The sequence below is a fragment of the Streptomyces sp. NPDC088812 genome (assembly GCF_044750285.1).
In the GTDB taxonomy this organism is placed as follows: domain Bacteria; phylum Actinomycetota; class Actinomycetes; order Streptomycetales; family Streptomycetaceae; genus Streptomyces.
Genome location: NZ_JBIVJP010000026.1, coordinates 79,426 through 91,782 on the forward strand (window position 1 = coordinate 79,426; position 12,357 = coordinate 91,782).

At 74.1% G+C, this 12,357-nt stretch carries 13 protein-coding genes; 8 read left to right on the forward strand and 5 right to left on the reverse strand.

The features are described from left to right. Window positions 1–128 precede the first annotated feature (128 nt). The 4 genes from ACIP67_RS35900 to mug all read left to right on the forward strand — a co-directional run bounded on the left by ACIP67_RS35900 (window position 129) and on the right by mug (window position 3,568). Window positions 129–917 carry an SGNH/GDSL hydrolase family protein gene (locus ACIP67_RS35900; protein ID WP_401697530.1) on the forward strand — a complete coding sequence of 263 codons (789 nt, stop codon included), beginning with the start codon at window positions 129–131 and terminating at the stop codon, window positions 915–917. A 119-nt stretch (window positions 918–1,036) separates the two neighbouring features. After that, window positions 1,037–1,360: a hypothetical protein gene (locus ACIP67_RS35905; RefSeq protein ID WP_401697531.1), complete on the forward strand. Its 324-nt coding sequence runs from the start codon at window positions 1,037–1,039 to the stop codon at window positions 1,358–1,360. A 193-nt stretch (window positions 1,361–1,553) separates the two neighbouring features. Next, window positions 1,554–2,996 carry an adenylosuccinate lyase gene (gene purB, locus ACIP67_RS35910; RefSeq protein WP_401697532.1) on the forward strand — a complete coding sequence of 481 codons (1,443 nt, stop codon included), beginning with the start codon at window positions 1,554–1,556 and terminating at the stop codon, window positions 2,994–2,996. After that, window positions 2,993–3,568 (forward strand): G/U mismatch-specific DNA glycosylase, encoded by a 576-nt coding sequence (mug, locus tag ACIP67_RS35915; protein ID WP_401697660.1) that lies wholly within the window; start codon window positions 2,993–2,995, stop codon window positions 3,566–3,568. Before purB ends, mug begins: the two co-directional genes overlap by 4 nt. Here mug and ACIP67_RS35920 read toward each other — a convergent pair. The 3 genes from ACIP67_RS35920 to ACIP67_RS35930 all read right to left on the reverse strand — a co-directional run bounded on the left by ACIP67_RS35920 (window position 3,546) and on the right by ACIP67_RS35930 (window position 5,764). After that, the gene (locus ACIP67_RS35920) at window positions 3,546–3,989 is read right to left on the reverse strand and encodes a hypothetical protein (protein WP_401697534.1); all 444 of its coding nucleotides are present in this window, start codon (window positions 3,987–3,989) and stop codon (window positions 3,546–3,548) included. The genes mug and ACIP67_RS35920 overlap by 23 nt on opposite strands. A gap of 127 nt (window positions 3,990–4,116) precedes the next feature. Next, a complete protein-coding gene (locus ACIP67_RS35925) occupies window positions 4,117–4,842 on the reverse strand; it encodes an ABC transporter permease (protein WP_401697536.1) in 726 nt (241 codons plus the stop codon). 1 nt (window position 4,843) lies between these two features. Next, complete coding sequence (locus ACIP67_RS35930; RefSeq protein ID WP_401697537.1) at window positions 4,844–5,764, reverse strand: ATP-binding cassette domain-containing protein; 921 nt, start codon at window positions 5,762–5,764, stop codon at window positions 4,844–4,846. Between the two features lie 108 nt (window positions 5,765–5,872). Here ACIP67_RS35930 and ACIP67_RS35935 point away from each other — a divergent pair, with 108 nt between their 5' ends. The 3 genes from ACIP67_RS35935 (at window position 5,873) to ACIP67_RS35945 (ending at window position 9,100) form a co-directional block, all read left to right on the forward strand. Further along, window positions 5,873–7,069 (forward strand): sensor histidine kinase, encoded by a 1,197-nt coding sequence (locus ACIP67_RS35935; RefSeq protein WP_401697539.1) that lies wholly within the window; start codon window positions 5,873–5,875, stop codon window positions 7,067–7,069. Between the two features lie 96 nt (window positions 7,070–7,165). After that, window positions 7,166–7,828 (forward strand): response regulator, encoded by a 663-nt coding sequence (locus ACIP67_RS35940; RefSeq protein ID WP_401697540.1) that lies wholly within the window; start codon window positions 7,166–7,168, stop codon window positions 7,826–7,828. 99 nt (window positions 7,829–7,927) lie between these two features. Further along, on the forward strand, window positions 7,928–9,100 hold the full coding sequence (locus tag ACIP67_RS35945) for an ROK family transcriptional regulator (RefSeq protein ID WP_401697542.1): 1,173 nt from the start codon (window positions 7,928–7,930) through the stop codon (window positions 9,098–9,100). Between the two features lie 288 nt (window positions 9,101–9,388). On the opposite strand, the gene ACIP67_RS35950 is transcribed toward ACIP67_RS35945, so the two are convergent. After that, on the reverse strand, window positions 9,389–10,150 hold the full coding sequence (locus tag ACIP67_RS35950; RefSeq protein ID WP_401697543.1) for a GntR family transcriptional regulator: 762 nt from the start codon (window positions 10,148–10,150) through the stop codon (window positions 9,389–9,391). A 287-nt stretch (window positions 10,151–10,437) separates the two neighbouring features. Continuing rightward, window positions 10,438–11,319 (reverse strand): RNA polymerase sigma-70 factor, encoded by an 882-nt coding sequence (locus tag ACIP67_RS35955; RefSeq protein WP_401697545.1) that lies wholly within the window; start codon window positions 11,317–11,319, stop codon window positions 10,438–10,440. 135 nt (window positions 11,320–11,454) lie between these two features. Between ACIP67_RS35955 and ACIP67_RS35960 the strand changes: the two genes are divergently transcribed. Continuing rightward, complete coding sequence (locus tag ACIP67_RS35960; protein WP_401697546.1) at window positions 11,455–12,285, forward strand: alpha/beta fold hydrolase; 831 nt, start codon at window positions 11,455–11,457, stop codon at window positions 12,283–12,285. Window positions 12,286–12,357 lie beyond the last annotated feature (72 nt).

Below are 12,357 nucleotides of genomic sequence, written 5' to 3' on the forward strand. Positions count from 1 at the left end.
GCGGGCGCGGGAGGTGAGCGGGCGCGGGCGCGGGAGGTGAGCGGCTGCGGGCGCGGGAGGTGAGCGGCTGCGGGCGGCAGGGGTGACCGACCGCTGGGTATGCCCGGCGGGATACCATCGCTGACGCCATGCAGACGAACACCACACCCCCGTACTCCAGCCTGGTCGCGGTCGGCGACTCGTTCACCGAGGGCATGTCGGACCTGCTGCCCGACGGCACCTACCGCGGCTGGGCGGACCTCCTGGCGGGCCGGATGGCGGCCCGCACGCCCGGCTTCCGGTACGCCAACCTCGCGGTGCGCGGCAAGCTGATCGGCCAGATCGTCGAGGAGCAGGTGGACGTGGCCGCCGCGATGGGCGCCGATGTGATCACCCTGGTCGGCGGCCTGAACGACACCCTGCGCCCGAAGTGCGACATGGGCCGGGTCACGGGCCTGCTGACGGAGGCCGTGGAGCGGCTGGCCCCGTCCTGCAAGCGGCTGGTGCTGATGCGCAGCCCCGGCCGGCAGGGCCCGGTCCTGGAGCGGTTCAGGCCGCGCATGGAGGAGCTGTTCGCCTGCGTCGACGGCCTCGCCGCCCGCCACGACGCCCTGGTCGTCGACCTGTACGGCGCCCCCTCCCTGGGCGACCCGCGGATGTGGGACGTGGACCGGCTGCACCTGACGGCCGAGGGCCACCGCCGGGTCGCCGAGGCGGTCTGGCAGGCACTCGGCCACGAGGCCGAGGACACCGACTGGCACACGCCGATGCCCGCGACGCTGCCGCCGGGCTGGCTCACGCGGCGCGTGGCGGACGCCCGGTTCGCCCGGCGGCACCTGCTGCCGTGGATAGGCCGCCGGCTCACCGGCCGCTCGTCCGGCGACGGACTGCCCCCCAAGCGCCCCGAGCTGCTGCCCTACGAGGTCCCGCCGGCGTAGGTGTGCGACGGAGAACGGCACGTCGATAATTCGCCATCGAACATGGCGAGTTGCGGCACCCGCTCGGGTGAATAAAGTGGAATGTGACCAATTGACCCACGCCCCGAAAGGGGACAGTCATGCGTGCACACAGCGGAAAGCGGGCCACAGCCCTCGGTTCCCTCCTCCTCGCCGTCGGCGTGGTCCTCACCCCTGTCACCCTCCAGCAGGCATCGGCGGCCACGCCGAGCACACCTCACGCCGGCGTGTCCACGGTGGTGGCCAGTCCATGGGACTACCGACGGGGCTTCAGGGACGGTTTCCGCGACGGGTACGCGGACGCCAGGGACGACTGCCGGCGCGAGAAGGCGAAGAAGTACGCCTTCAGCAACGACGACTACACGCGCGGCTACGCCGACGGCTACAGCTCCGGGTACGCCCGGGCCGAGCGGCGGTACTGCTGAGCCGCACGGGCCCGGCGGAGCGTCCGGAACACGGCCCCGCCCCGGTGGAAGGCCACCGGGGCGGGGCCGCCCCTGTCACACACCTGTCACGCACTGTTCGTGACGTGACCGCATCGACCGCCCCTGACCTGGGCGTTCTCACACTGCGTAGACGGTGACGGACCACTGTGGACGGTAGGTAAACTCCGTACACGTGACTTCCGCTCCCGCCAAGCCCCGCATCCCGAACGTCCTCGCCGGACGCTACGCCTCCGCCGAGCTCGCCACGCTCTGGTCGCCCGAGCACAAGGTGAGGCTGGAGCGTCAGCTCTGGCTCGCCGTGCTGAAGGCGCAGAAGGACCTCGGGATCGAGGTGCCCGACGCGGCGATCGCCGACTACGAGCGCGTCCTCGACCAGGTCGACCTGGCCTCCATCGCCGAGCGCGAGAAGGTCACGCGACACGACGTGAAGGCGCGGATCGAGGAGTTCAACGACCTCGCCGGGCACGAGCACGTGCACAAGGGCATGACCTCCCGCGACCTCACCGAGAACGTCGAACAGCTCCAGATCCGCCTCTCGCTGGAGCTGATGCGCGACCGTACGGTGGCCGTCCTCGCCCGTCTGGGCAAGCTGGCCGGCGAGTACGGCGAGCTGGTCATGGCCGGCCGCTCCCACAACGTGGCCGCGCAGGCCACCACCCTCGGCAAGCGGTTCGCGAGCGCCGCCGACGAGCTGCTCGTGGCGTACGGGCGGGTCGAGGAGCTGCTGGGCCGTTACCCGCTGCGCGGCATCAAGGGCCCGGTCGGCACCGCGCAGGACATGCTGGACCTGCTCGGCGGGGACGCATCCAAGCTGGCCGGGCTGGAGCAGCGCATCGCCGACCACCTGGGCTTCGCCCAGGCCTTCACCTCGGTCGGCCAGGTGTACCCGCGGTCGCTGGACTACGAGGTCGTCACCGCGCTGGTGCAGCTGGCGGCGGCGCCGTCGTCGCTGGCGAAGACGGTCCGGCTGATGGCCGGGCACGAGCTGGTGACCGAGGGCTTCAAGCCGGGCCAGGTCGGCTCCTCCGCGATGCCGCACAAGATGAACACCCGCTCCTGCGAGCGCGTCAACGGCCTGATGGTGATCCTGCGCGGCTACGCCTCGATGACGGGCGAGCTGGCCGGCGACCAGTGGAACGAGGGCGACGTGTCCTGCTCGGTGGTCCGCCGGGTGGCGCTCCCCGACGCGTTCTTCGCCCTGGACGGCCTGCTGGAGACGTTCCTGACGGTGCTCGACGAGTTCGGCGCCTTCCCGGCGGTCGTGGCGCGTGAGCTGGACCGCTACCTGCCGTTCCTCGCCACCACCAAGGTGCTGATGGGCGCGGTGCGCGCGGGCGTGGGCCGGGAGATCGCACACGAGGCGATCAAGGAGAACGCCGTGTCGTGCGCGCTGGCGATGCGCGAGCAGGGCGCCGAGCGCAACGAGCTGCTGGACCGGCTCGCGGCCGACGAGCGCATCCCGCTGGACCGCGCCGGGCTCGACGCGCTGATGGCCGACAAGCTGTCCTTCACGGGTGCCGCCGCCGACCAGGTGGCCCTCGTCGTCGGCCGGATCGAGGAGATCGTGAAGCAGCGCCCCGAGGCCGCGGGTTACACCCCCGGAGCGATCCTCTGACCCGCTTCACCCAGGCGGACCTGGAGGCCGCCCGCGACCGTCTCGTCCCGGACGTGGTCGCGGGCGGTCTGCGTGTGCTGTTCTGCGGGATCAACCCGGGGCTGATGACGGCGGCGACCGGCCACCACTTCGCCCGCCCCGGCAACCGCTTCTGGCCGGTGCTGCACCTGTCGGGTTTCACGCCGCGCCTGCTGAAGCCGGCGGAGCAGCGGGAGCTGCTGGAGTACGGGCTCGGCATCACCAACGTGGTCGCGCGGGCCAGCGCCCGCGCCGACGAGATCACGGCGGAGGAGTACCGCGAGGGCGGGCGGCTGCTGGCGGAGAAGGTGGCCCGGCTGAAGCCGCGCCGGCTGGCCGTGGTGGGCGTCACGGCCTACCGGGCGGCGTTCGACGACCGCAAGGCCACGGTGGGCCCGCAGGAGCGGGTCATCGGGGACACGCGGGTGTGGGTGCTGCCCAATCCCAGCGGGCTCAACGCCCATTGGACGGCGGCGACGATGGCGGAGGAGTTCGCGCGGCTGCGGGTCGCGGCCGAGACGGATCCGCCCGCTACGGGGGATCCGTCTCGGTGACGACGGCGAGCAGCTGGAACGGCAGCTCCTTGTCCCACTGGGAGACCCCGAGGGCTATCCAGCGCGCGGTGTCCGGCGACCGCCACAGGTGGAGGTCCGGTACGTGCGCGCTGAGCGAGGCCCAGGGCTCGGGTATGTCCTCGCCGTCCATGGACCGCTCCAGCGTGCTCGCCAGACTGATGCGGTGCGGTGGGCCCCAGCGGTCGGCGAGCCGCTCCGTCAGCCCGTCCCGGTCGGCCTCGTACTGCGCCTCCGTCTCCTCCCACTCCGTCCCGTCGTCCTCCCAGAAGTCGCCGCTGGTCTGTAACTCGGCGACGAGATAACCGGGTCCGCCCGTGCCCACGTCCGTCCTGCCGTGCTCCGCGGGGAGGTCCCGGGCGCACAGCAGGTCGACGGTGGCGAGGCAGCGTGCGATGTCCATGCGAGCCAGTAAACAGGCCGCCACTGACAAGTGGCGTGGCGTCAGCCACCGTGCGGATCGGGCGTCGTGGAGCGTGCGTCGCGGATCGGGCGTCGCGGATCAGGCGTCGTGGATCGGACCGCCCGCGTCAGGCGTCCCTGCGCCGCACGCTCCACGCGCCCGCGAGGAGCGCGGCGGCGGTCCACAGCGCCGTCACCCCGAGCCCGGACCACGGTCCGAGCGAGCCGTCGTGCGTCTCGTACAGGACCACCTGGCCCGCCTTGTCGGGCAGGAAGTCGGTGGCTGCGCCGGCGACGTCCCCGATCACGAACGAGACCACGATGAGGAACGGGATCAGCAGGGACAGCGCGCCCACCCCACTGCGCAGCACGGCCGTGAGACCGGCCGCGAGGAGCGCCATCAGGGTCAGGTAGACAGCGCAGCCCACGACACCGCGCGCCTGCTCGCCCACGGTGAGACCGCTCGCCGCGTCGCCGAGCCCCGCCCTGGCGGCGACGAGGGCGGTGAAGGCCGTGACCAGCCCGACGGCCAGCACCGGTACGGCGATCGCCGTCGCCTTCGCCGCGAACCACCGTCCGCGCCGCGGCACCGCGGCGAGCGAGAGCCGCAGCGCGCCCCCGTGGAACTCCGCGGACACGGCCATGGCACCGAAGGAGATCGCGGCGATCTGACCGGGTGTGACACCGGACAGGGCCATGAACAGCGGGTCGAACTCCGGGTCGGACGTCTCGGAGACGCCCGCGACCGCGGAGAACGCCGTGGTCGCCGCGGAGAGCGCGAGCAGCGCCCCGAGCAACGAGCGGAGCGTGCGGATCTTCAGCCACTCGGAGTGGAGGACGGGTGCGAACGACATGTCAGGCCTCCTGCGGCCGCGCGGTGAACTCGGTCTCGGTCGACGTCAGATCGAGGTAGGCCTGCTCCAGCGTTCCCGCCTCCGTGGCGAGTTCCAGGACCGGCACTCCCGCGGCGGACGTGAGCCGTCCGATGTCGTCCACGCGCGCGTGGTCGACGGTCCAGTGCCCGTCCTCGTGTTCCACGGCGCGGTGGCCGTGCGGGGCCAGGGCGCGGCCGAGCGCGACGGGGTCCGTGGTGCGGACCCGTACGCGGGGGCGCACGCGCGCGTCGATGAACTCCCGCATCGGGGTGTCGGCCAGGAGGCGTCCCCGGCCCAGGACGACAAGGTGGTCGGCGAAGGACGCGGTCTCGTTCATGAGGTGGCTGGAGACCAGGACCGTACGGCCCTCCCCCGCGAGCCGGCGCAGCAACGCCCGGATCCAGACGATGCCTTCGGGGTCGAGGCCGTTGGAGGGTTCGTCGAGCAGGACCACCTCGGGGTCGCCGAGCAGGGCCGCCGCGATGCCGAGGCGCTGGCGCATGCCCAGGGAGTACGTCTTCACCCGGCGCCGCGCCACCGACGCCAGACCCGTCTCCTGCAGCACCTCGTCGACCCGGCCGCGCGGGATGCGGTTGCTCACCGCCAGGGTCAGCAGGTGGTCGCGTCCGGTACGGGAGCCGTGCGCGGCCTGCGCGTCGAGGAGCGCGCCCACGTGGCGCAGGGGTGCGCGGAAGGTGCTGTACAGGCGGCCGCCGAGGGTGGCGGAGCCGGAGGCCGGCCGGTCGAGGCCGAGCACGAGCCGCATGGTGGTGGACTTCCCGGCGCCGTTGGGGCCGAGGAAGCCGGTGACGCGGCCGGGGAGGACGTCGAAGGTGAGGTCGTCGACGGCTCGCCGGGTGCCGTACTCCTTGGTGAGGTTCCGGACTTCGATGCTGGTCATGGCCGGAGCATGGCCGTCGGGCGGGGCGGAGGGCCTCCCCCGGCGGTGGAGTCCGTCTCCCCCGTGCGGGGGAGGTCCGTTGTCGGTGGCGGCTGGCACGATGACGGGATGGTCCGCTCGCTGCGCCCGTTCGTCCGGGCGGTGACGTACACACGGTGGCTGCATCTGTTCATGGCCGTCGTGTGGCCGGCCATGTGGTGGTACGTCTTCGCTCCGTCCTGGGCGGCGCTCACGGCGTTCGTCCTGCTCGGCTGCGCCGGACTGCTGCCCGCGCTGCGGACCGTCGAGGGGCTCCAGGCCAGGCTGCTGCTGCTCGGCGGGCGTCACGACGGCGGGCACCCGGAGATCGTCGTCGCGCCGTCCGCCACCTGGGGCGACCGCGCACGCACCGTCCTGTGGCTGGAGATCCGGCTGCTGCTGGGCTGTACGGTGGCCTTCCTCACCATCCACCTCCCCCTGCTCACCGACGACCTGGCGCGCACCGCCCGGGGAGGCAGCCCCGACCCCGCCACGTTCGTCCAGGTCCCAGGCCACCACTGGTGGTACGCCTGGATCACGCCGCTCCCGCTGATCGCGCTGGCCGCCGTCGTCGTCGCCTCCGGCAGGCTGATCACCGTCCTCGCCCGGCGCCTCCTCGGCCCCTCGCCCGCGGAGCGGCTCGCCGCCCTGGAGGAGCGCACCGAACAGCTCCTGGAGCGGACGCGCATCGCACGCGAGTTGCACGACTCGATCGGCCACGCCCTGACCGTCGCCGTCGTCCAGGCGGGCGCGGCACGGGCGGCGGGCGATCCCGCCTTCACCGACCGCGCCCTGGACGCCATCGAGGAGACCGGCCGCGCCGCCCTGGAGGACCTGGAACGCGTCCTGGGCGTTCTGCGCGAGTCGGAGCGCCCGGTCGGCAGCCGCCCGACGCTCACCCACGCCGACCGCCTCCTCGACTCCGCCCGGGCCTCGGGTGCGAAGGTCGACGCGGACCTGACCGGCCCGCTGGACACCGTCCCGGGCCCGGTCTCGCGCGAGGGCTACCGCATCCTCCAGGAGTCACTGACGAACGTCCTGCGGCACGCGGGCGCCGTCCCCGTCCGGGTCCGCGTCGGGGTCAGCGGCGACGTCCTCAGCCTGGAGGTGCGCAATCCGCTGACCACCCGCATACCCGGCCCGGGCCGGGGCGACGGGCTGCGCGGCATGCGCGAGCGGACCGCGCTGCTCGGCGGACGGGCCTCGATCGGACCGCACGGGGACGAGTGGCGGGTGCGGGCCGAGATCCCGATCGCTCCGGCCGCGATACGCCCGCGTTCGCGCTGATCGACACCGGCCCCCGTCCCCCGTACCGACGGCCCCGCCGCTTCACGGGGCGGTAGCGGTGCCGGAGCACGCCAAGTCCTGATCTACGCTGGCCGGATGCCGGTGACCGTACTGCTCGTCGACGACGAACCCCTGGTCCGCGCGGGTCTGCGCGCCGTGCTGGAGGCGCAGCCCGACATCGAGGTCGTGGGGGAGGCCGCCGACGGGGCGGCGGTGATCCCGCTGGTGCGGAGCCTGCGGCCCGACGTGGTCGCCATGGACGTCCGCATGCCGCTGATGGACGGCATCGAGGCCACGCGGACGGTGCTGCGGACGGTGGCGGAACCTCCGAAGATCGTCGTGGTGACGACGTTCGAGAACGACGAGTACGTGTACGAGGCGCTGCGCGCGGGCGCCGACGGGTTCCTGCTGAAGCGGGCCCGGCCGGCCGAGATCGTGCACGCGGTGCGGCTGGTCGCCGAGGGCGAGTCGCTGCTGTTCCCGGCGTCGGTCCGACGGCTCGCCGCCGAGTACGGCGACGGGCACGGCAGCCGGGCGGCCCGGGACGTGCTGGCGCGGGCCCGGCTGACCGAGCGGGAGGCGGAGGTGCTGCGGCTGATGACGCGGGGGCTGTCCAACGCGGAGATCGCCGCGCGGCTGGCCGTCGGGGTGGAGACGGTCAAGTCCCATGTGAGCGCGGTGCTGGCCAAGCTCGGGGCGCGGGACCGCACCCAGGCGGTGATCACGGCGTACGAGTCGGGGTTCGTGGCGGCGGGCTGAGCCGGGGCGCCCCGGCCCGGGTGCGGGTTCGGCACTCGCCGGGGTCCGCCGCGCCGAGTACGATCCGCCCCACACGCGCACGAGCTGGGAGGACGGACGTTGGGGCGGCTGACCGGCGGGGATCCCTCGCTGCTGCGAAGGATCAACTCCGCGGTGGTGCTGCACGCGTTGCGTGCCGCCGACTGCGCGACGCTGACGGAGATCACCCGGGTGACCGGTCTGTCCCGGCCGACCGTCGAGGGGGTCGTCGAGGATCTCATCGGTGCCGGTCTCGTCGTCGAGAAGGCGGCCGAGGAGGGTGCCGCCCGACGCCAGGGGCGCCCGGCGCGGCGGTTCCGCTTCCGTGCGGAGGCCGGTCATCTGCTGGGTCTGGAGATCGGCGCGCACCGGGTGGCCGCGCTCCTGGCCGACCTGGACGGGCGGGTGCTGGGCGCCCAGGCGAAGGACGTCGACGAGTCGGCCCCGGCGGACGAGCGGCTGGAGCGGCTGCGGACCGCGGTCGCCGAGCTGCTGCGCCGGGCGGGCGTCCCGCGCAGCTCCCTGCGGGCCGTCGGTGTCGGCACGCCCGGGATCGTCGAGGCCGACGGGACGGTACGGCTGGGGACCGCGCTGCCCCAGTGGACGGGGCTGCGGCTGGGCGAACGGCTGAGCCGCTCCTTCAAGTGTCCGGTGCTGGTCGAGAACGACGCCAACGCGGCGGCCGTCGCCGAGCACTGGAAGGGCTGCGCCACCGAGTCCGACGACGTGGTGTTCGTGCTGGCGGGGCTGAGCCCGGGCGCCGGCTCGCTGATCGGCGGGCGACTGCACCGGGGGTACGGCGGGGCGGCCGGGGAGATCGGCGCGCTACACCTGCTGGGCCGTGAGGTGACGCCGGAGACGCTGCTGTCGACGACGGGCGAGCCGCTGCACCCGTTGGACGAGCAGGCGGTCGCCGAGGTGTTCGCCCAGGCCCGCCGGGGCGACCAGCGAGCCCGGGCGGCCGTGGACCGCTTCCTCCAGCGGCTCGTCCACGACGTGGCCGCGCTGGTCCTGGCCCTCGACCCGGAGCTGGTCGTCGTCGGCGGCTGGGCGGCCGGACTGGACGGCGTACTGGAGCCGCTGGGGCGGGAGTTGGCACGGTACTGCCTGCGGCCCCCGAGGGTGGCCCTGTCGTTGCTCGGGGAGGCGGCCGTGGCGACGGGGGCGCTGCGGCTGGCCCTCGACCACGTGGAGGAACAGCTCTTCGCGGTGGAGGGGACGGTGACGGGGCGCTCGCCGGCGGAGCGTCCGTGAGACGGGCGGCGCCGCGGGGGGGCCGGGGCGGTCCGGGGCGGTCCGGGGGTGGGTGATTCGGGAGGCTCGGGAGCAGTCCAGGGCAGTCCAGGGCGGTGCGGAACGGTCCAGGGCGGGCCGGCCGGGGCCCGCCGCACGGGCCGGACGGTCGGCCCGTAGGGCGGGCCCTGTGCACGGGCCTCACGGCGAGCCCGGCGAGCCGGCCTCACGGCGAGCCCGGCGAGCCGGCCGTACGGCGAGCCCGACCTGCGGGGCGCGCGGCGGGCCCGGCGGGCCGGGCCGCGGTCGTCAGGACGCCTGGTGCTGCGGGCCGGGGTGGATCTCCACGCCGCCCGACGCGCCGAATGTCAGCCGGCAGGTGTCGGCACGGTAGGTGGCGACGGAGAGCGCCGCGGTGCGGCCCCCGGTGAAGAAGCGGGTGGTGACGACCAGGACCGGCGCGCCGGGCAGCCGGTCGAGTTCCTTGGCGTCGTCGGCGCGGGCCGAGCCCAGTTCCACGGCGCGGTCCTGCCCCGCCAGCGCCAGGCTCTGCAGCTCGCGCAGCACCGCACGCGCGCGTGCCGCCCCGGACGGGGCGTCGATGCCGGTGAGGTCGGGCACCGACGAGTGCGGCACGTAGAGAAGTTCGGCGGCGACGGGCTGGCCGTGCGAGACCCGCGAGCGGCGCACGATGTGCACGGGGGTGTCGCGGCCGGTGTCCAAGGCGTCGGCGACGGCGGCCGGCGGGGCCGCGACCGCGCAGTCGACGGGCTGCCAGGCGTCGTCGCCGGCGCCCGGCCAGGCCTGCCGCTCCACGCCTACGTCGACGCCCACGCGGGGCGGCGCGACGGTGGTGCCGACGCCGCGGCGACGCTGGAGCCGGCCCTCCAGCTCCAGCTGCTCCAGCGCCTGCCGGAGCGTGGCGCGGGCGACGCCGAAGCGGGCGGCGAGCTCACGCTCGTTGGGGAGGATCTCGCCCACGGTGAACTCGGAGTCCAGTGCCTCGGTGAGCACGGTCCTCAGATGCCAGTACTTCGGTTCCGCTACCGATTCCAGTTGCGTGGTCCCCACCCTGTCCTCCGCAATCACCGTGGTCCGGCGGCGTTTTCGCGCCCTTGTTTATTAAAGGTTGTTGTACTTCTCTGCGACCATAGGACGGCCCCCACCCTTGGTCAAGACCAATCCTCGACGCCTCGGGGCGCCGACAGGCCCCCGCAGCACGGCGTTCACACGGCGTTCGTACGGAGCGGTGTGCGGGTGGCGCCGCGCGCGGGTGACGGAACGGCGAGGCCCCCGTCCGGGGAACGGGGGCCGTGGCCGGGGCCGGGGGCGGGCCCGGGACGCGGTCGCACCGTCGGTCAGTCCGCCAGGGCGCGCAGCTTGTCGGGGTTGCGGATGACGTAGACGGCCTGGATGCCGCCCTCGGCCACGTCGATCTGGAAGAGCGTGTCCGGCTTGCCGCCGGACAGCACCAGGACGGCGAAGCCGCCGTTGACCTCCAGGTAGCGGCGGGACACGTCGGGGAGACCCTTGCCCGCCACGCCGACGAGGAACCTGCCGACGTGGTCGGCGCTCTCCAGGACGCGCAGCGGCGCCTTCGCCTTGCCGCCGCTGTCGCCGACGAGCCGGGCGTCCGGCGCGAGCAGCGCCATCAGGCCCTCCAGGTCCCCCTCCACGGCGGCCGCGAGGAACCGTTCGGTGAGCTCGCGGCGCTGGACGGGGTCGACCTCGTAGCGGGGCCGCCGCTCCTCGACGTGCCGGCGGGCGCGGCCGGCCAGCTGGCGCACCGCGGACTCGGTCCGGTCGAGGACGGCGCCGATGTCGGCGTACGGGTAGCCGAACGCCTCCCGCAGGACGAACACCGCCCGCTCCAGCGGGGACAGGGACTCCAGGACGACGAGGACGGCCAGGGAGACGGAGTCCGCGAGCACGGCCCGTTCGGCCGTGTCCTCGACGGTGTCGCCGAAGTCGGTGACGTACGGCTCGGGCAGCCAGGGGCCGACGTAGGCCTCGTTGCGGGTCTTGATGCGGGCGAGGCGGTCGAGGGCGAGGCGGGTGGTGACACGCACCAGGTAGGCGCGGGGTTCCCGCACGTCGCCGCGGTCGGCGGCGGACCAGCGCAGCCAGGCGTCCTGGACGACGTCCTCCGCGTCGGCGACCCGCCCGAGCATGCGGTAGGCGACGCCGAGGAGGAACGGACGGTGCTCTTCGAAGACGTCGGTGGCGGTCTCTGCGGTCACGGTGCCATCCCATCCGACGGGCAGGCGGGTGTCCAGCCGGTTCGCGCACTAAGGGCTACCCACGGGTAGCAGTTGCTGACAAGCTGTCTACGTACGCGTCCGGCCGGCGTCCGCCCGTTGACACGAGGAGCCTCCATGTCCGCCACCGCCTCCTTCACGGTCCCCTCCCCCCACGGTCCGACGCCCGTCACCATCTCGTACGCGCGCGTGGGGCGGGGCGAGCCGCTGCTCCTGCTGCACGGCATCGGGCACCACCGGCAGGCATGGGACCCGGTGGTGGACATCCTGGCCATCGAGCGGGACGTGATCGCCGTCGACCTGCCCGGCTTCGGCGCGTCCCCGGCCCTGCCCGACGGGCTCACCCACGACCTGCCCACGACCACCGCGGTACTCGCGGCCTTCTGCGCGGCGCTGGGGCTCGAACGCCCCGACGTGGCGGGCAACTCGCTGGGCGGTCTGCTGGCCCTGGAACTGGCCCGCGAGCAGCGGGTACGGTCCGTCACCGCACTGTCCCCGGCCGGGTTCTGGTCGGAGGCCGAGCGCCGCTACGCCTTCGGCGTGCTGCTCGCCATGCGGAGGATCGCCCAGCGGCTGCCGCTGCCCCTCGTCGAGCGCCTCTCCCGCACCGCGGCCGGCCGCACGGCCCTCACCAGCACCATCTACGCCCGCCCGGCCCGCCGTTCGCCCGAGGCGGTGGTCGCCGAGACGCTCGCGCTGGCGCGGGCCACCGGCTTCGACCAGACCCTGCGGGCCGGTGCGACCGTGAGGTTCACCGACGACCTTGCCGGAACACCCGTCACCGTCGCCTGGGGCACCCGGGACCTGGTGCTCGTACGCCGCCAGGGGGTCCGCGCCAAGCGGATCATCCCCAAGGCCCGCCTGGTCCGCCTGCCCGGCTGCGGCCACGTCCCGATGAACGACGACCCGGCCCTCGTCGCCCGCGTGGTCCTCGACGGCAGCCGCTGAGACGGGCCGGGCCGCCGTTCGCCGCTCCGGATGACGGCCGGACGGCCCCTGGACGTCGCGCCCAGTTGTTCA